Origin of the sequence: Ilumatobacter sp. (assembly GCF_965215205.1) — a bacterium.
In the GTDB taxonomy this organism is placed as follows: domain Bacteria; phylum Actinomycetota; class Acidimicrobiia; order Acidimicrobiales; family Ilumatobacteraceae; genus Ilumatobacter_A.
The window spans coordinates 663,502-681,744 of the sequence record NZ_OZ244049.1; the positions used below are offsets into that span (position 1 = coordinate 663,502).

Annotated in this window: 15 protein-coding genes; 9 read left to right on the top strand and 6 right to left on the bottom strand. The window is 73.0% G+C overall.

Translation table 11 applies throughout. From position 1 onward, the window contains the following. Window positions 1–79: 79 nt before the first annotated feature. Both ACOOHC_RS03215 and ACOOHC_RS03220 read right to left on the bottom strand, forming a co-directional pair. Entirely contained in the window at window positions 80–1,651 is a 1,572-nt protein-coding gene (locus ACOOHC_RS03215; protein ID WP_420452571.1) for a DUF1501 domain-containing protein, read from the bottom strand. A 3-nt stretch (window positions 1,652–1,654) separates the two neighbouring features. Further along, window positions 1,655–3,271 carry a DUF1800 domain-containing protein gene (locus ACOOHC_RS03220; protein WP_420452572.1) on the bottom strand — a complete coding sequence of 539 codons (1,617 nt, stop codon included), beginning with the start codon at window positions 3,269–3,271 and terminating at the stop codon, window positions 1,655–1,657. A gap of 222 nt (window positions 3,272–3,493) precedes the next feature. Between ACOOHC_RS03220 and ACOOHC_RS03225 the strand changes: the two genes are divergently transcribed. After that, window positions 3,494–5,566 carry an acyltransferase family protein gene (locus ACOOHC_RS03225; protein WP_420452573.1) on the top strand — a complete coding sequence of 691 codons (2,073 nt, stop codon included), beginning with the start codon at window positions 3,494–3,496 and terminating at the stop codon, window positions 5,564–5,566. A 149-nt stretch (window positions 5,567–5,715) separates the two neighbouring features. Further along, window positions 5,716–7,122: an MFS transporter gene (locus ACOOHC_RS03230; protein ID WP_420452574.1), complete on the top strand. Its 1,407-nt coding sequence runs from the start codon at window positions 5,716–5,718 to the stop codon at window positions 7,120–7,122. 36 nt (window positions 7,123–7,158) lie between these two features. Here the strand turns inward: ACOOHC_RS03230 and ACOOHC_RS03235 are convergent, their stop codons facing one another. Continuing rightward, complete coding sequence (locus ACOOHC_RS03235) at window positions 7,159–8,199, bottom strand: methylenetetrahydrofolate reductase (RefSeq protein ID WP_420452575.1); 1,041 nt, start codon at window positions 8,197–8,199, stop codon at window positions 7,159–7,161. 115 nt (window positions 8,200–8,314) lie between these two features. On the opposite strand from ACOOHC_RS03235, the gene ACOOHC_RS03240 reads away from it, so the two are divergent. Then, window positions 8,315–8,893, top strand: a complete 579-nt coding sequence (locus tag ACOOHC_RS03240; RefSeq protein WP_420452576.1) for a hypothetical protein — start codon at window positions 8,315–8,317, stop codon at window positions 8,891–8,893. Window positions 8,894–8,929: 36 nt separating this feature from the next. On the opposite strand, the gene ACOOHC_RS03245 is transcribed toward ACOOHC_RS03240, so the two are convergent. Further along, a complete protein-coding gene (locus tag ACOOHC_RS03245; RefSeq protein WP_420452577.1) occupies window positions 8,930–9,646 on the bottom strand; it encodes a GntR family transcriptional regulator in 717 nt (238 codons plus the stop codon). 96 nt (window positions 9,647–9,742) lie between these two features. Between ACOOHC_RS03245 and ACOOHC_RS03250 the strand changes: the two genes are divergently transcribed. The 5 genes from ACOOHC_RS03250 (at window position 9,743) to ACOOHC_RS03270 (ending at window position 15,836) form a co-directional block, all read left to right on the top strand. Beyond that, window positions 9,743–12,280, top strand: coding sequence for a GcvT family protein (locus tag ACOOHC_RS03250; protein WP_420452578.1), 2,538 nt, complete (start codon window positions 9,743–9,745; stop codon window positions 12,278–12,280). A gap of 14 nt (window positions 12,281–12,294) precedes the next feature. Next, window positions 12,295–13,044 (top strand): electron transfer flavoprotein subunit beta/FixA family protein, encoded by a 750-nt coding sequence (locus tag ACOOHC_RS03255; RefSeq protein WP_420452579.1) that lies wholly within the window; start codon window positions 12,295–12,297, stop codon window positions 13,042–13,044. Further along, a complete protein-coding gene (locus tag ACOOHC_RS03260; RefSeq protein ID WP_420452580.1) occupies window positions 13,041–14,018 on the top strand; it encodes an electron transfer flavoprotein subunit alpha/FixB family protein in 978 nt (325 codons plus the stop codon). Before ACOOHC_RS03255 ends, ACOOHC_RS03260 begins: the two co-directional genes overlap by 4 nt. A 75-nt stretch (window positions 14,019–14,093) precedes the next feature. Beyond that, window positions 14,094–15,209, top strand: coding sequence for an ABC transporter ATP-binding protein (locus ACOOHC_RS03265; protein WP_420452581.1), 1,116 nt, complete (start codon window positions 14,094–14,096; stop codon window positions 15,207–15,209). 54 nt (window positions 15,210–15,263) lie between these two features. Continuing rightward, window positions 15,264–15,836 carry a nuclease-related domain-containing protein gene (locus ACOOHC_RS03270; protein WP_420452582.1) on the top strand — a complete coding sequence of 191 codons (573 nt, stop codon included), beginning with the start codon at window positions 15,264–15,266 and terminating at the stop codon, window positions 15,834–15,836. Here ACOOHC_RS03270 and ACOOHC_RS03275 read toward each other — a convergent pair. Both ACOOHC_RS03275 and ACOOHC_RS03280 read right to left on the bottom strand, forming a co-directional pair. Next, the gene (locus ACOOHC_RS03275) at window positions 15,775–16,440 is read right to left on the bottom strand and encodes a deoxynucleoside kinase (protein ID WP_420452583.1); all 666 of its coding nucleotides are present in this window, start codon (window positions 16,438–16,440) and stop codon (window positions 15,775–15,777) included. The genes ACOOHC_RS03270 and ACOOHC_RS03275 overlap by 62 nt on opposite strands. After that, window positions 16,437–17,168, bottom strand: coding sequence for an esterase/lipase family protein (locus ACOOHC_RS03280; protein ID WP_420452584.1), 732 nt, complete (start codon window positions 17,166–17,168; stop codon window positions 16,437–16,439). The genes ACOOHC_RS03275 and ACOOHC_RS03280 overlap by 4 nt, the downstream gene beginning before the upstream one ends. A gap of 80 nt (window positions 17,169–17,248) precedes the next feature. Here ACOOHC_RS03280 and ACOOHC_RS03285 point away from each other — a divergent pair, with 80 nt between their 5' ends. After that, complete coding sequence (locus ACOOHC_RS03285) at window positions 17,249–18,220, top strand: NADPH:quinone oxidoreductase family protein (RefSeq protein WP_420452585.1); 972 nt, start codon at window positions 17,249–17,251, stop codon at window positions 18,218–18,220. The last annotated feature ends 23 nt before the right edge of the window (window positions 18,221–18,243 follow it).

Below are 18,243 nucleotides of genomic sequence, written 5' to 3' on the forward strand. Positions count from 1 at the left end.
CGCCGCCGCCGGGCCCGGTCGCACGGGGTCGGTCGCCGATCGGGTCGTGCGGGCACGAGGTCGACGGAGGCGTCGGGTGTCAACGACCGCGGCGTCGAGCGGTGCGCAGGGTGGTCGGGCGGATCCCGGTGCGAACGGTGTCGAGCGCCCGCGGCCGCAGGTCGTCCACCTCGGACGGCGCGCGCAGGAACCCCAGGTCGTCGACGCCGAAGTTCGAGATGTTCGGGACGATCGCCGCGAGCTCCCCGGAGCCGGCCCCCATCCACCGCGCCATCGTCGCGGCGTACTGGTCGACCGAGGTCGTCGGCAGCAGGCGGCCGCGCCCGACGTCGTCGGGCCCGTCGATCGCGACCTCGGGGGTGCGGCCCACGATGCGCCGCCCGTTGACCGACCCACCCACCACGAAGTGGTGCGCCCCCCACCCGTGGTCGCTGCCGTCGCCGTTGCCGGCCAGGGTCCGCCCGAAGTCGGAGGCGGTGAAGGTCGTGACGTGGCGCTGCGCGCCGATGGCCGCCGTGGCGTGGTGGAACCCGGCGACGCCCTCCGAGAGGGCGTGCAGCAGGGGGCGGTGCGAGTCGACCATCGCCGAGTGGCTGTCGAACCCGCCCATCGACACGAAGAAGACCTGGCGGCGCAGGCCCAGGACGTCGCGCCCGGCCACGATCAGCTGCGCGACCATCCGGAGCTGCTTCGCGAGCGAGCTCAGCGCCCGGTTCGGCGAGTCGGTGTCGAACCACCGGTCCAGGTCGAAGGCGGCATCGGCCGAGGCGACCGCCGCGCCGAGGTCGTCGGCCGCCGACAGCGCCCTCCTCGACACGTCGACGTACGACTCGGCGTAGGGCGACGCCCGACCGAGCTCCATGATCTCGCGGATCCCGGCGACCGGGGCGTCGGTGCGGAACACGTCGTCGCGCAGGCGGGTCACCCCCTTGCTCGACACCTGGTACTGGAACGCCTCGCGCCCCGTCAGCAGCACCGCGTTGCCGGAGACGGACACGCAGGTGAACGTGGAGTGCGACGAGTTCCCGTCGAGCAGGAGGTCGCCGAGTCGTCCTCCCCAGCCGGTGGTCGCGCCCTCGGGGCTGGACGACTGCCAGTACGACTGCTGGTCGTTGTGGGAGAAGAGCTGGGGAGGCAGGTCGCGGCGCGATCGGTACCGGGCCTTGTCGGTGGGGCGCACGAGGGTCCCGACGTTCGCGACGACGGCGGCGTCGCCGCGATCGAACAGCCGCTTCAGGGCCGACATCTCGGGGGCGAAGCCGAACGTGCTCGCTCCGGGGAACCCGCCGATCGGGTCGATCGACAGCACCGAGTCGAGCGGCCGGGCGATGGACGGTCGAGCGGCGTGGTAGCGGGCGTAGGAGGCCGGGTCGTTCGGCACGAGGGTGTCGTCGTGGTCGTTGCCGCCGTGGAGGAAGACGCACACGAGCGCCCGGTAGTCGGTCGCGGCGTCGGCGACCGGGGCGGAGCCGGCGATGCCGGTGAGGTCCAGCGCCCACGGCGCGGCCAGGCCGGCGCCGGCGACGAGGGCCGAGCGTCGCAGGAACTCGCGGCGGGAGTGCCGCCCGCCCAGGGCGAGGTGGGCGCGCGAGGAGTCGCGCGAGGAGCGGGGCGCGGTGCGCGAGGACGGGTCGTTCGGGGACGTCGGCACGTGTCAGCGCTCGTGGAGGAAGTCGGTCGACACGGCGATCATCACGACGGCGGTGATGACCCGTTCGAGGTGGATGTCGTCGCGCAGCGCCACGTGACGGGCGTCGGTGCGGGAGGGGTCGTAGTCGTCGCGGACGACCTCGCGGACGCGCCGGATCGTCGCCGAGCGGACCCGGCCGTCGACGCCGTGCGGGCACAACCGGGCGACGAGCTCGTCGACGAGCGCGGTGGCGGCCGCCGCGGTGACGTGCTTCGTCGACACCGGGGCGAGGAGGTCGTCGAGATCGAACCCGACCTGGGAGCGCCGTCCGGCCGCGGGGCCCGACGACCAGGTCCGCCCGGGCGGTCGCGCGAGGAACCGTGCGAGGTGGTTGACCCACCCGATCGCGCTGGTCTCGTTCGCGAGCTGCATCTCGGGTGACGTGAGCCCCGCGTCGCCGAGGGCGGACTGCGGGGGGACGTAGCCGGGACGGTAGAAGTTGAACACCGACGGCGACTCGAAGGGCTGCTGCCCGAGCTCGGACGCGGGGTCGGAGAGCGATCCGATCGGCCACGGCCCCTCGTCGACGTGCACGCCGAGCGTGCGGGCGACGGTGGTGAACCGCAGCACCGGCTCGCGCAGCTTCCCCGAACCGGGAGGGGGCGTCGTCGACCACGCCTCCACGTCGAGGACGATCGCTCGGGCGACGGCGAGCAGGTTCCCGCGCACCCCCGTCCCGTCGTCGGCGAACACGGCGGCGACGCGCCGGACGTAGGCCGGGCTGGGGTTCGACGTGACGAGCCGCTGGATCAGCTGGTGGCCGATGAACGGGCCCGTGTTCGGGTGGTCGGCGAGGCGGTCGAGCGCGATCGCCAGGCTCTGGTCGAGGGTGCGGTCCGCCGCCGCCGGGACGACGGTCCCGAGGAAGCGCTTCTCGCCCCGCTCGTGGAACCGCTGGGCGTGGTCCCCGGCGGAGTCCATCGGCAGCGCGAAGCGTCGAACGTCCTCGCCGACGCGCTGGGCGGCGAAGCCGGTGAACACCCGGGCGAGGCCGAGGATGTCGTCCTGGTCGTAGGCGGCGATGGGCTGACCCGCTCCGTCGCGCCGGCGGGTCCCGTCGGGCGCGAGCTCCCACAGCCCGATGCTGAACAGCTGCATCACCTCGCGCGCGTAGTTCTCGTCGGGGACGCGACCGCGGCGGGCGTCCTCCTTGCGGTTGCCGGCGTAGGTGAGGTACCGACCCATCGCCCCGGAGCGGGTGACGTGCTCGAGCAGCGAGCGGTACGTGTCGAAGCAGTGTCGCTCGAGCAGGTCGGCGAACGCGCACACGGAGCGGTCGTCGAGCTCGTGGCGCGAGACGACGAAGATCTGCGACAGGGCGTACGCGAGTCGTCGCCGCAGCTGGTCCGTGCCGGCGAGGTAGGCGCCCCACACGCACGAGCGCACGTCGGGTGCGCCGTCGATCCGGGTCTGCAGGTGGGTCGTCCCACGCGCCGCCGTGCTCTGCTCGTCGAACCACGCGTCGATGCCGATCGAGATCAGGTGGTCCACGTCGGCCGTCGTCGGGCCGAAGGTGGTGCGTTGGAGGAAGCGGACGGCGTCGGCGCGTCCGATCGCACCGGGTCCGAGCGGTGGGGGCACGACCGAGGTGTCGTCGCGGGGGCCCCCGGCCTTGAGGGACGCCGCCCCGTCCTGAGGAGATCCTGACGCGACCGGGCCGACGACGGCCGCCTCGCCGCCCGCGGACCACGCGACGCGACGGCGAGCCGCGTTCGGTGGCGGCCGTCGGATCTCCACGGGCGTACACTGCGCGGCGTCGTCCGACCGGCGGGTCCCCGCCTCCTCGACGCCACCGCCGAGCCCATGCCACGCCCCGTCTCCGCCCAGGCGACCTACATGCCCGGACTCGACGGGGTCCGAGCGGTGGCCGTCGCCGTCGTCCTCGGCTACCACCTGGGCGTGCCGTTCCTGCCGGGCGGTCTGCTCGGGGTGGGGATGTTCTTCACCCTCAGCGGGTTCCTGATCACGTTCGTGCTGATGCGCACGTGGGACGAGCGCGGCGACCTCGACCTCGCCACGTTCTGGCTGCGACGGGCCCGGCGCCTGCTGCCGGCGGTGATCCTGCTGCTGCTCGTGGTCGTGGTCGCGACGGCCCTCGTGGCCCCCGACGAGCTCGGATCGCGGGTGGTCGAGTCGATCGCCGCGTTCTTCTACGTCAGCAACTGGACGACGATCGCGTCCGACGACTCCTACTTCGAGGCGTTCGCCGGGCCCGGGCCGCTCGACCACCTCTGGTCGCTCGCGGTCGAGGAGCAGTTCTACCTCGTCTGGCCGCTGCTCCTGCTCGCGCTGCTCACCTGGCAGCGCCGCCGCGTCCCGCGCGTCGCGCTGCTCACGCTGGTCCTGGCGGCGGCGTCGTTCGCGTGGATGCTCGTCGTCGCGCGGGTCGGGTTCGACAACACCCGCGCCTACGAGGGGACCGACACCCGCGCCGGCGGGTTGCTGATCGGGGCGGCGCTCGCGATGATCTGGCGACCGGACCGGCTGTCGCGCGATGTCGTCGAGAGCGCCCGGTGGGTGATCGACTCGATCGGGGTGGCGGCGGGGGCGGTGCTGATCTGGCTGGTCGTCACGACCGACCCGTTCTCGCTGTCGCTGTACCGCGGCGGTCTGCTCGCCCTGTCGATCGCGACGGCGCTGCTGGTCGCCGTCGTCGTCCACCCGGCATCGCGCCTCGGGGAGCTGATGGGGTCGGCTCCGCTGGTCTGGGTCGGGGAGCGCTCGTACGGCATCTACCTGTGGCACCTCCCGGTCATCGCGTTCACCCCCGACACGGTGCTCGGCGACGAGCCCGTCCTGCTCGGGACCCTCCAGGTCGTCGTCTCGGTCGGTCTGGCCGCGCTGTCGTGGACGGCGGTCGAGGACCCCATCCGGCGGCACGGGCTGCTGGGAGCGATCCGCGCGGCGCGCGCCTCGCGCTCCGGCGGCGATCGCTCGAGCCCGGCGGTCCCGCTCGCCGCCCTGGCGCGCGGCGCGGCGGTGGTCACCGTGGTCGGGGTCGCGGTGCTCGCCGTCCTCCCCGTGATCGGCGGGACCGCCCGCTCCTCGGCGACGACGACCGCCGCCGAGCCGAACGTCGTGACCGACGACGACGGGGGCGCCGGCACCGACCCGGCGGTCGCCGGGGACGGGGATCCGGACGGCGCCCCGGCGGACGGCGGCGCGACGACCGACCCGGCCACCGGCGGGGCCGGCGACCCCGTCGGATCCGCCGCGCCCGAGCCGGTCGCTCCCGTCGCCGCCGGCGATCCGACGACCTCGTGCGACGAGGTCGTCCACATCGGCGACTCCACGTCACGCGGGTTGTTCAACCCCGATCAGCTCCCGGAGCCCGAGACCCGCATCGACGCCCGCTACGAGCAGGTCGGCGTCACGACCGTCATCGACCAGGTGGCGCCCGCGCAGTCGATCGTCGAGACCTACGACGGTCAACCGAACGCCGACGACCGCGTCGCCGGCCTGGTGGCCGACGGCTACGACGGGTGCTGGGTGTTCGCGCTCGGCATGCAGGACTCGGCGAACCAGGCGGTCGGAGGCGTCGTGCCGCTCGGAGATCGGATCGACACCCTGATGGAGCACGTCGGCGACGCCCCCGCGCTGTGGACCACCGGGCTCGCGCTCGAGCAGGACGGACCGTGGAGCGATCCCGAGATCCGCAAGTGGAACGAGGCCGTCGTCGAGGCGTGCGATCGGTGGCCGACCATGCGCGTCTACGACTGGCGCAGCGAGGCCGTCGAGGAGTGGTACGACTCCGACGGGATCCACTTCAACGCCGCGGGCGACGTCGAGCGCGCGCGGAGGATCGCGACGGCCCTCGCCGTCGCCTTCCCCGACTCGGGCACCGCGGCGCCCGGTTGCCTGGTGCGCACGGCGTGAGCCCAGCCGTGGCGTGTGCCCGGGGTCACCGATGCGTCGCGTGGCGCGTCCGCGACGTCCGCACCGGCGCTCCCGGCGCGCCGTAGCGTGTCCGTCCTCTGAGCGCCGAGCCCGACCTGAGCGCGCCGACGAGCGTCGACGCGAGCCCGATGTCGACGGCCGCGTCCCGGCGTGCGCTCGGACCGACCACGATCCTCTTCATCGGCCTCGCGCTGCTGATGGTCGGCAACGGGTTGAACGGGGCCGTCATCGGCGTGCGTTCGGCGACCGAGGGCTTCAGCGTGCTCGTCGCCGGGATCGTGATGGCCGGCTACTTCGCGGGGTTCCTCCTCGCCCCGTCCGCGATCGTCCCGCGCATCCCCACGGTGGGGCACATCCGCGTCTTCGCGGGTCTCGCCTCGACGGCGTCGAGCGCCGTGCTCGTCCACTCCATCTCGTCCGATCCGGTGGTCTGGACGCTGATGCGCTTCGTGTTCGGCTTCTGCATGGCGGGCCTGTACGTGGTGATCGAGTCCTGGCTGAGCGGGATCACCGACTCGACGAACCGCGGGCGCACGATGGCGGTCTACATGATCGTGTCGACCGGGGGGTTGGGCGTCGGTCAGTTCCTGATCGCGGTGGCGGACCCGAACGGCTTCCGGCTGTTCGTCCTGTCGTCGGTGCTGGTGTCGATGTCGCTCGTGCCGATCACGCTCGCCAGCGCCACCGCCGCGCCGGTGGTGACGACGCCGTCGAAGGTCTCGGTGCGCGACCTGCTCGGCTACGTGCCCACGGGGGTGGTCGGATCCTTCGCGACCGGGGTGACCGCCGGGGTGCTGCTCGGCCTCGGAGCGGTCTACGCGACCGCGATCGGTCTCTCGCTGCAGCGGACCGCGTTCTTCCTGATCGCTCCCACGATCGGCGCGATCGTGCTGCAGCTCCCGATCGGTCGGCTCTCGGACCGGGTGCCGCGCCGCACCGTGCTGTTCGGGGTCGCGATCGCCGGAGCCGGCGTGTGCGCATCGCTGCTGATCGTGCCCGAGCGCAGCGTGCTCGTGCCCCTCCTGATGGTGGGGCTCGGCGGGACGCTCTACCCGCTGTACTCCCTCGTCGTCAGCTACGCCCTCGACTGGACCCCCCCGGGGAGCGAGGTGGGGGCGTCGGGCACGCTGATCCGGATCAACGGCGCGGGAGCGCTGACCGGTCCGCTGGTCACCGCCCCGCTGATGACCGCCTTCGGCGCGAAGTGGTTCTTCTGGGTGCTGTCCGTGGCGTTCCTCGCCGTCGTGCTCTACGTCGGGTGGAGGATGGTCGTGGCCGAGGCGATCCCGCTCGCCGACCAGCGCGCCTACGTCCCGTTCCCCGCTCGCGCCGGCGCGATGGCGGTGCACATGGTGATGAACCCGGTGCGCACCGCCGGCAAGCTCGCCGTCCGCAAGACGGTCACGACCCGCCGCCACGCCCACGCCGACGCCCGTTCGCGCGACGTCGCGCGGCACCCGTCGTCGTTCGACGTCCCGGCGCGTCCGACCGGAGGGAGCGGCCGGTCCGCCCCCGGCCCCGCCGACGACGAGTGAGCGCCGACCGCCGTCCGTGCGGGGTGGCCGACGGTCTCAGGAGGTCGCGGCCAGCCGTCGTCGGCGCCACTCCTCGGTGGCGGCGACCTGGTTGAAGGTGAACAGGTGGAGCCCGTCGATCCCGAGCTCGTCGAGCTCGGCGGCGAGCGGCTCGAGGACGACGTCGGGCTCGAAGGACCGCCGGGCGACGAGTCGACCGACCGACGAGCGGTTCTTGCGCAGGTAGCGCAGCGAGGGTCCGACGCCCAGTCGCAGACCGGTCGACAGGAGCTTCGAGGCGTCGATCACCCCGGGCACGCCGAGGTGGATCGGGACGGTCAGGCCCGCGGTGCGCTCACGTCGCGCCCAGGTGCGGACGCGCTCGGTCGAGAAGCACATCTGGGTGGAGACGTGGGCCGAGCGCCCGCTGCCGAGGATCAGCTGCTGCTTGCGGTGCAGGGCTTCGTGCAGCTCGGCGTCGGTGATCAGCGGATGGGTGTCGGGGTACGAGGTGAACCCGACGTGGTCCACCTGGCGTCGCGCGGTGGCGTCGTCGAGTCGGAGGAAGGCCTCGAGGAACTCGAGCGCGTCGAAGAAGCACCCGGGCGGGTCGGCGTCGCCGGCGACGACGAAGATCTCGCGGAGGTCGAGCTCGACGAGGCGCTCGTGGATCGCGCGCAGGTGGTCGTCGTCGCGGACCATGCGGGCGGCGAGGTGGGGGACCGCGCGGTGACCGAGCGCCACGAGGCGCTCGCACTCGTCGAGCGTCCGCTCGATCGACGCCGCCGGCGAGCACGTCATCGAGATCGTCGATCGCGGCGCGAGGTCGTCGATCGCGGCGTCGAGCGAGCGCATCGGCACCAGCTCGACCCGTGCGCCCTCGATCAGGCGTCGCCACGCCGACGGTGCCGCTGCGTGGCTCACGTGACCCGCGCCGTGGTCCGTGCGGTCGAGCTGCACGCCGGCACCGTGCATCGCCGCCGCGGTCCGTTCCCCATCGAGGTCCATGTCGACTCCCCCCATCCCGGTCCCCATCCCCATCGGCACCGACATCGCCGTCGGGACCCATCGACGTTCCGCGATGCGGAACGGTTCCATCATACAGAACGATGCGGGGCCTGTCGAGGGGCTGATCCCGGCGGCGCCTAGGGTCGGCGATCGTTTCCCCGGCGCTTGGCGCCGACCCCCCCCCCGACGGAAGGCGCCCGCACCCGTGAGACACCCCGCCCTCAAGATCCTCGCGATCGCAGCGACGATCGCCACGGCCTCGTGCGCCGGCAGCGACGACGAGGCGACCGACGCGACGGCCCCCGCCACGGCCGCCACCGTCACGGGCGCGACGGTCGCCGACACCGCGCCGGCCGCCGACGACACGGCCTCCGACGCACCGGTCGACACCGAGCCCGGCACCTCCGACCCGGCCGACCCCGAGCCGAGCGGTGACGGGAGCACGGGCTCGATGGAGGGCGTGGCACCCGAGGACGCCGAGTTCTGCGCCGCGCTGGAGGACCTCGCCGACAGCGTGTCCACGGCCGATCCCGATTCGGTGATCACCGCCTTCGAGACCCTCGACGAGACGGCGCCGGACGCGATCGCCGACGACACCGCCCGACTCCTGGAGTTCGCCGAGCGCGGGCTCGAGATCTCGTCGCTGCCCCCCGACGAGCAGGCCGACGCGATCGACGAGTTCGCCGACCTCGAGGGGGAGTTCGACGAGGCGACCGCCGACGTCGAGGACTTCGCGCGCGAGCGGTGCTCCAACCTGTCGGACGACTTCTTCGGCGAGGGCTGAACCGGCATCGACGGGCTGCTCGCCCGTCGACCTCGCTCAGGGGGCGACTCGACCGGGGCGTGCCCCGGCCGGCGCCAGCGGAGCGTCGAGGCGTCGGGTGACGGCGTCGCGCACCTGGGCGTCGAAGGAGCGGACGTGGCCGGCGACGAGCTCGGCCACGCGATCGGCATCGCCGGCGCGCAGCGCGAGCAGGATCGACTCGTGCTCCTCGACGGCGTGGTCCATGTCGGCGACGTCGGCCAGGTACATGTGCCAGAGGCGGTCGCTCTGGGCGTAGAGCGTGTCGAGGGTGTCGGTCAGGAAGCGGTTGCCCGCCGAGCTCCAGATGATCTCGTGGCACCGGCGGTCGAGCTCGATGAGCTCGACGGGAGCGATCCCCGCGCGCTGCGTCTCGGCGAGCACCTCGGCCATCTCGTCCCAGTCGGCGGCGGTCCCGCGCACGGTCGCCAGACGGGCGACGTAGGGCTCCATCACCGCCCGGGTCTCGTAGAGGGTCGAGAGCTCGGAGACGTCGATCGCGCCGACGAACATCCCGCGCCGGGGGATCACGTTCACGAAGTGGTCGCGGGCGAGCCGCTGCAGGGCTTCGCGGATCGGGGTGCGCCCGATGCCGAGCGCCTCCTGCAGGTCGGCCTCGCGCACGACGTCGCCGGGAGCGAGGTCGAGGCGGATGATCATCCGGCGGATCTCGTCGAAGGCGCGCTCGGCCATCGAGCGCTGCGGTTCGGGGGTGACCGGGACGGCGGTTGACACGAGGCTGATGTCGTGATGATATATCACCACCCCCGCACGGGCAACCGTCCACCCGAGCGGAGCGCGTCGAGCGCACGAGCAGCAGGGAGAGCACCCATGAGCGACAGCGAGTTCCCGACATCGGCGAAGGTCGTGGTGATCGGAGCCGGCATCGTCGGCAACTGCCTGGTCGGCCACCTGGCCCGCCTCGGCTGGACCGACATGGTGCTGATCGACAAGGGCCCGCTGCCCAACCCCGGCGGCTCCACCGGGCACGCGTCGAACTTCATCTTCCCCGTCGACCACAACAAGGAGATGGCGCTCCTCGGCGTCCAGTCGGCGAACCAGTACCGAGACGTCGAGCGCAGCGTCGACTGCGGCGGCATCGAGGTCGCCCGCTCCCAGGAGCGGATGGACGAGTTCCAGCGCCGCATGACGTCGGCCGCGGCGTGGGGGGTCGAGGCGCAGCTGCTGACCCCCGCCCAGGTCAAGGAGCTCGTCCCGTTCGTCGACGACGACGTGATCCTCGGGGGGTTCCACTGCCCGACGGTGTCGGTCGTCGACTCCCTCGACACCGGCACCCTGTTCCGCACCGAGGCGATCGAGACGTCCGGCCTGCAGGTGTTCGCCAACACCGAGGTGCTCGACGTCGAGACCGAGGACGAGCCCCACACCGGTCGCTCGCGGGTGACCGCCGTCGTCACCGATCGGGGGCGGATCGAGGCCGAGTACGTCGTGGTCGCCTGCGGGGTGTGGTCGAACCGCATCGCGAACATGGCCGGGGCGACGATCCCGCTCGTCCCCGCCGTGCACCAGATGGCCGACGTCGGCCCGATGGACGTGCTCGTCGAGACGGGCAGCGAGATCGGCTACCCGATCATCCGGGACATGGACACCTTCTGCTACGAGCGCCAGTCGTCGGGCTCGATGGAGGTGGGCTCCTACGCCCACCGCCCGATCCTGCACCACCCCGACGAGATCCCCTCCAACGAGGAGGCCGCGCTGTCCCCGACCGAGATGCCGTTCACGCCGGACGACTTCGACGACCAGATGGAGCAGGCGATCGAGCTGATGGAGATGCTCGGCGACGCCGAGATCAAGTACGCGATCAACGGCCTGCTGTCGCTCACCCCCGATGCGATGCCGTGCCTCGGCGAGACCACCGAGGTGCGCAACCTCTGGTCGGCGGCCGCGGTCTGGGTCAAGGAGGGCCCGGGGATGGCCCAGGTCGTCGCCGAGTGGATGACCCACGGCTACCCACGGGTGATCGACGCCCACGGCGCCGACATCGCCCGCTTCTACGACCAGGAGCGCACCGACGAGCACATCTGGAGCCGCGCCGAGGAGCACTTCAACAAGACCTACGGCATCGTCCACCCCGCCGAGCAGTGGGCCGGTCGCCGGAACCTGCGGGTCTCGCCCCTGTTCGAGCGCGAGGAGAAGCTCGGTGCCTTCTTCTTCCAGGCGCGCACGTGGGAGCGCCCGCAGTGGTACGAGTCGAACGCCGACCTCGTCGAGCGCTACGGCGTCTCCGATCGCGAGGTCGAGTGGGACGCCCGCTGGTGGAGCCCGATCACCGTCGGCGAGCACCTCAACCTGCGCGAGAACTGCGGCGTCGTCGATCTGTCCGCGTTCCACGTCTTCGAGCTGTCGGGCCCGGGCGCGGTCGAGTTCGCGGATCGCCTGAGCGTGAACAAGATCGGCCCCGTCGGCCGCGCCACGTACACGCCGTGGCTGACCCCCGACGGCGGGTTCCACTCCGACCTCACGATGCAGCGCGTCGGCGACGACGTGGTGGACGTGGTGACCGGGGTGTTCGACGGCGGGCGTGACCTGCACTGGATCCGGACCCACATGCCGACCGACGGGTCGGTGACGGTGACCGACCGCACCCTCGAGCGCTCCACGCTCGGGCTGTGGGGGCCGAACGCCCCGGCGGTGCTCGCGGCGCTGACCGACGCCGATCTGAGCTTCGAGGGCTCGCCCTACGGATCGATCGTCGACGTCACGCTGGACTGCGCCGGCGAGAGCGTCGCGGCGTCGCTGTTCCGGATCTCCTACGTCGGCGACTCCGGCTGGGAGATCTCCGTCGACTGGGACGACGCCCCGACGGTGTGGGACGCGCTGATGGACGTCGGCGAGGAGCACGGCATCCGTCCGACCGGAGGCGGCGTCTACGGCAGCTCCGGGCGACTCGAGAAGGGGTACCGGCTCCAGGGCGCCGAGCTCGAGAGCGAGTACGACCCGCTCGAGGCCGGCCTCGATCGCCCGAAGGTGAAGTCGGCCGACTTCATCGGCAAGGACGCCTACGTGGCCGCTCGGGAGGCGGGCGAGCCCGTGGTCCGGATGTGCTCGCTGACCGTCGAGGACCAGACCGACTCGCGGGGACGGACCCGGTGGATGCAGGGCGGCAACGAGCCGATCTGCGACTCGGACGGGAACGTGATCTTCGACTCCCACGGCCGGGTCTCGCGCGTGACCTCCGCCGGCTACGGCCCGTCGGTCGGCAAGCACCTGCTGATGGCGTACCTGCCGACCGAGCACGCGGAGCCCGGCACCGACCTGCAGGTGATGTACATGAACGAGCTGTTCCCGGTGAAGGTCGTCGGGACCGACGGCCCCTTCGACCCCGACGACACCCGGCTCAAGCCGTGAGGGTCCTCGTCTGCGTGAAGCGCGTGCCGGCGCCCGGGGCGAAGATCAACATCACCGCCGACGGCCGGCGCGTCGACACCGCCAACCTCGGGTTCACCACGAGCCCCCACGAGGAGTGCGCGGTCGAGGCGGCCGCCCAGGTGATCGAGCAGCACGGCGGCGAGGCGACGGTGCTGACGCTCGGCCCCGCCGAGGCCGCCGAGCAGGTGAGGTACGCGGTGAGCGTCGGGATGCAGCACGGCGTCGTCCTCCCGATCGAGGGCGACGACTGGGACCCGCAGCGCACGGCCCGGGCGATCACCGCGGCGATCCGCGACCTGGAGGCCGACGGCGATCCGTTCGACCTGATCCTGTTCGGCAACGAGTCGGCCGACTCCGGTGGCTTCCAGGTCGGCATCCGGGTCGCGCACGCGCTCGGTCGACCGATGGTCAACGGCGCGAAGGGGCTCGCCGTGTCCGACGGCGCCGCCCACGTCGAGCGCGAGGCCGACGCCGGGCGCGAGGCCTACGCGCTCCCGCTGCCGGCCGTCGTCGGCGTCAAGGAGGGGATCAACCTCCCCCGCTACCCGACGATGAAGGGGCGGCTCGCGTCGAAGAAGGCGCAGGTCGCCACGATGGACCCGGCCGGCGACGCCGGCGGGCTGTCGACGATCTCGCTGCAGCCGCCCCCCGAGCGCAAGACGCAGACGCGGATCCTCGGCGAGGGGCCCGACGCCGCCGCCGCCGTCGTCGACGTGCTCGAGGAGCTGGGGGTGCTGTCGTGAGCGCCGTCCTCGTCGTCGTCGAGCACGACCGGGGCGCGATGGCCCCCGCCACCCTCGAGGCGATGACCGTCGCCCGCTCGCTCGCCGGCCAGCTCGACGCGACGGTCGAGGCGGTCACGATCGGCGCGTCGGCGGACGAGCTCGCCGGGCAGCTCGGCGTCTACGGAGCGACGCGGGTGCACCGGGCCCACGACGACGTGCTGGGCGACTACGGGCCGGAGGCGTGGGGCGAGGTCGTCGCGCAGGCGGTGCGGGCGCTCGATCCCGCGGTCGTGCTCGCGACCGGAACCGACCGCGGCAACGAGGTGCTGGCGCAGGCCGCTGCGCGCCTCGACGTCCCGTTCGTCGCGAACGTCACCGACTTCCGCCCCAACGGGTCGTTCGAGGTCACCCGCGTCCGGTGGGGCGGCTCGCTGCTCGAGATCGCCTCGGTCGACGACGACGGGGCGCGGCTCGCCACCGTGGCCCACCACGCCGTGGACGCCGTGCCCGCCGACGACGCCGCCGCCGGCGAGGCCGTGGCGATCGACGTCGACCTCGACCCGAGCCTGGCTCGCACCGTCGTCACCGACCGGGTCGAGCGCGAGGCAGGGGTCACCCTGGCGACGGCCCCCGTGGTCGTCGGCGGCGGGCGTGGCGTCGGATCCGCCGAGGCGTTCGCGCCGCTGCAGGAGCTCGCCCTCGAGCTCGGCGGCGTCGTCGGCTGCTCGCGGGCCGTGACCAACAACGGCTGGCGGAACCACACCGACCAGGTCGGCCAGACCGGGACCCGCATCGCCCCCGACGTGTACTTCGCCTGCGGGATCTCGGGTGCGATCCAGCACTGGGTCGGTGCGATGGCGAGCAAGCAGATCGTGGCGATCAACACCGACCCCCAGGCGAACATGGTCACCAGGGCCGGGTACGCCGTGATCGGCGATCTCCACGAGGTGGTGCCGGCGATCACCGCCGAGATCCGCCGCCGACGCGGCTGAGCGCGGCGCCTCCGAGCGGGCGAGGCAGCGTCGTGCGCGTCGGCGACGAGCTGCGACGGACGCATCGCCGCGGCGATGGCTACCGTCGAAGCGGTGTACGCGATCGGCTTCGAGGACGTCACCAAGCGGTGGCCGCCCGCTCCGGCGGCGCTCGATCACGTCGACCTGGCGGTCGCCCCCGGTGAGCTCTTCTCGATCGTCGGACCCTCCGGCTGCGGCAAGACCACCGCGCTGCGCATCCTCGCGGGCCTCGAGCGACCGACGAGCGGACGGGTCCTGCAGGACCGCCGCGACATCACCCGGGTCGAGGCGCACCGGCGCCACTTCGGCTTCGTCACCCAGCAGAACCAGCTGATGAACCACCTCACGACGGGGGGCAACATCTCGTTCCCGCTCGAGGTGCGCCGCCCGGCGAAGGTCCGCCGACCGATGGATCTCGTGCGCGACCAGGCTCGCCACCTCGGGATCGCCCACCTGCTGGACGCTCGACCGTCCACCCTCTCGGAGGGTCAGCGCCGGATCGTCCAGCTCGCCCGCGCGGTCATCTCGTCGCCCTCGACCCTGCTGCTCGACGAGCCGCTCGGCTTCCTCGAGGAGCGGGCCAGGATCCGGGTGCGCGGCGAGATCGTGCGCCTCCACCGTGAGCGCGGGTTGACCTCGGTGATGGCGACGGCGAGCCAGGCCGACGCCATCGCGATGAGCGACCGGCTCGCGGTGCTGTTCGACGGCACCGTCGAGCAGGTGGGCGACGCCCCGGCGCTGCTCGAGCGCCCGGCCACGGTGCGGGTCGCGACGTTCCTCGGGGAACCGGAGATGAACATCGTGTCGGCCCGCGTCCGGGTCGACGGTCTCCACCGGTGGGTCGACGTCCTCGGCCACGAGGTCCGGGTGCCGTCCCCCGAGCTCGACCCCTACGCCGGAGGCCGGGTGATCGTCGGGATCCGCCCGCACGACGTGATCGTCGGGGCGCCCCAGGGCTCCTCGATCCCGTGCCTCGTCGACCGCATCGAGGTGCACGGCACCGAGTCCCACCTCCACCTGATCGCCGCCGACGGGTCCCCGGTGCGTGCCGTGGTGCGCGGCCGGCCACCGACGTTCGGCGCGGTCCTCGACGTCGCCTTCCCGGCGGTGCGGATGCACCTGTTCGACCCGACCACCTCCATGTCGTTCCACCACCCGCCGGTACCGTGACGGACGTCACCCCGACGCAGCTCCGGTCCGTCGTCGACACGCCGATGAGGAGGGGTGACGTCGGTCGACACCGCTGCGGAGCTCGACGCGCGCGCCGACGTCGCCACCTGCGCCCCGCACGACCCCGCCCCCCGGTTCGGCACCCGTGAGCTGATCGACGCCGCCACGTGCGCCGGCACGCACGTGATGCACGCACGGCGCATCCCGGGGACCCGGACCACGATCGATCACCTGGTGGTGGGACCGACCGGGGTGTGGGTGATCGCCAGCCGCGAGGAGAGCTGCCCGGTCGAGGTGCGCCCGGGCCGGATCGGCGCCGAGCGCGGACCGCAGCTCTACGTGGGAGGGCGGAACCGGACCTCGCTGGTCGTGGACTCCGAGTGGCAGGTCGCCGCCGTGCGGCGCGTGCTCGAGCCGATCGGCCGGGGCGGCGTGCCGGTGACCGCGGCGATCTGCTTCCCCGACCCGTCGTGCTGGTCGACGTCGGCCGGTCCCCTCCGGGTCGCGTCGACCGTCGTGGCCGACGCCGACGACCTGGTGCGCGATCTGCTGCGGCCGCGCTCGTTCACCTCGTCCGCGGTGAGCGCGGTCTCGCGGCGCCTCGACGACGAGCTGCCCCCCGTCTGAGCCGGCCGTCGTCGAGCAGCGACCGGATGCGGTCGGCCAACGACGACACGTCGTGGGGGCGGTGCGGATCCCAGCGCGTGGTGTCGAGCTCGATCGCGTGGAGAGCGTGGGCGACGATCTCGTCACGCCACGCCGCGAAGTGCCCGGTGAGGGCCACGAGGTGCTCGAGGGTGAGGTCGGACTCCGCCGCCCGGTCGCGTCGGCGCACCCGCTCGAGCAGCGTCGGCGGATCGGCCGAGAGGAGCACCAGCACGTCCGGGCGCGGGGCCCGGTCGATCGCGTCGCGCATCTCGGCGAGCACCCGGTCGCGGTGGTCCGGTTCGTCGAGGAACTCCGAGAACGGGGCGGTGCGCATCACGCTGAAGTCGCTCACGACGATCCCGCCGGCGGGCGGGTCGACCAGCAGCCCGGCGCGGGAGTGGAGGAACGCGAGCTCGGCGTCGAGGGCGGCGGCGGGCGCCGCCTCGCCGGTGTAGTAGTCGTCGAGCAGGGGGCTGACCGAGACCGGGTCGAGCAGCAGCGGCGACCCGAACGACACGGCGAGCGCGCGCGCGGTGGTGCTCTTGCCGACACCCGTCGGGCCGTCGACCGCGACGATCGTCACCGGCGGCTCGAGGAGGATCGCCCCCTCGTCGTCGGCGCACCGGCAGCCAGGCGCCGGGCGACGATCGCCCACACGTCGGGGTCGATCCCCATCCCCAGGTGGGTGCTGCGGACCTCGATATTCTCGACGTCGGGCGAGCGGTGGTCGATGCACGCCTCCCCGGCCACGATCCCGTCGCGACGGCTCCAGATCGCGGTGATCGGCACCTCGACGTCGATCCGGTTGCGCTGCTCGACCACGGCGTCGATGAAGCGCAGCTGCTCCGCGCTGAAGCGCGAGGCCATCGCCGTGCTCCCGGGGCCGCCGAGGACGGGGGTGCCGAACGTGACGATCCGGCCGATCCACGATCGCCGCCGGCGTGCCGCCGCGCGCGAGATCACGCCACCGAGGCTCCAGCCGACCAGGTTCACCTCCGGGCGCCCCGTCTCGTCTCGGATCGACTCGATCAGGTCGAGCAGGCGCGGGGTCAGGCCGTCGACGTCGGCGACCATGCGCCCGAGCCCGGCCGGACGGGCGTCGTGGCCGTGTCGGCGCAGGAACGTCCGCAACGGCGTCATCGACGCATCCGTCGCGGCGAGTCCGGGGACGAGCACGACGGGGCTCCCGTCGCCTCTCGGGAGGCGCGCGAGGCGGGGTGCCGAGGCCGCGAGGCGCACGGCCTCGACCCCGGCGGTGACCTCGCCCGCGGTCGTCCACCACGACGGTGGGCGCGGTCGCGTCGTGCTCATGTCCCGAGTCTGCCAGCCTCGCCGGCCGGCTCCCCGCCTCCGTCTGAGAGGCGCCCGGGCGCGGACCCTACGGTGGCGCCATGCGCATCTGGAGACTGCAGGAACTCGGCGACCCGGCCGAACGACTCGAGCTCGTCGAGGAGGACCCGCCCGTCGCCGGGCCCGGCGAGGTCCTGATCGACGTCGAAGCGGTCGGTCTCGCCTTCCCCGACGTGCTCCAGTGCCGGGGGGAGTACCAGGTGAGGACCGGACCGGGGTTCACCCCCGGCGGGGAGTCCTGCGGCACGGTCGCGGCCCTCGGTGACGACGTGACCGGGGTCGAGATCGGCTGCCGAGTCGTGTTCCTCGGCTCCGGCGGGCTCGCCGAGCAGGTCACCCACCCGGCGGCCGAGGTGTTCGCCGTCCCCGACGGGGTGTCGGCGACCACGGCGGCCGCGATCCCGATCAACTACTGCACCACGCTGTACGCGCTGCGCGACCGGGCCGGGCTGCACGAGGGCGAGACGCTGCTCGTGACCGGCGCGGCCGGCGGGACCGGCACCGCCGCGATCCAGCTCGCGCAGGCGACCGGCGCACGCACGATCGCGATCGCCGGCGGGTCGACGAAGGTCGATCTGCTCCACGACCTCGGCGCCGACGTGGTGATCGACCACAACGATCAGCCCGACTGGGTCGACGCCGTGCGCGAGGCCTCCGGCGGAGGAGTCGACGTGGCCTACGACCCGGTCGGAGGCGACACGTTCCACCAGGTCCGCCGGTGCATGGGGTGGGACGGGCGACTGCTCGTCATCGGGTTCGTCGCCGGCATCCCCGAGGTGAAGACGAACCACGCGCTGCTCAAGAGCTACTCGATCGTCGGGGTGCACTGGGGAGCGTCGCTGGGGAGGTTCCCCGAATCGCTGGGTGAGCAGATGGGCACCCTGCTGTCGATGGCCGCCGAGGGCACGGTCGACCCCCCGCTGTACCCGCCGTACGCCTTCGAGGACGCTGCGACCGCGCTGCAGGACCTGGCCGATCGCACGACCCACGGCAAGGTCGTCGTCACGCTCTGAGGGCGGTCGCCGAGCGCTGCGGG

Coding starts and splice junctions, on each gene's coding strand:
- ACOOHC_RS03285 (WP_420452585.1), top strand. CDS start 17,249: ATGCGCATCTGGAGACTGCAGGAACTCGGCGACCCGGCCGAACGACTC.
- ACOOHC_RS03225 (WP_420452573.1), top strand. CDS start 3,494: ATGCCACGCCCCGTCTCCGCCCAGGCGACCTACATGCCCGGACTCGAC.
- ACOOHC_RS03265 (WP_420452581.1), top strand. CDS start 14,094: ATGGCTACCGTCGAAGCGGTGTACGCGATCGGCTTCGAGGACGTCACC.
- ACOOHC_RS03280 (WP_420452584.1), bottom strand. CDS start 17,168: ATGAGCACGACGCGACCGCGCCCACCGTCGTGGTGGACGACCGCGGGC.
- ACOOHC_RS03250 (WP_420452578.1), top strand. CDS start 9,743: ATGAGCGACAGCGAGTTCCCGACATCGGCGAAGGTCGTGGTGATCGGA.
- ACOOHC_RS03235 (WP_420452575.1), bottom strand. CDS start 8,199: ATGGAACCGTTCCGCATCGCGGAACGTCGATGGGTCCCGACGGCGATG.
- ACOOHC_RS03230 (WP_420452574.1), top strand. CDS start 5,716: ATGTCGACGGCCGCGTCCCGGCGTGCGCTCGGACCGACCACGATCCTC.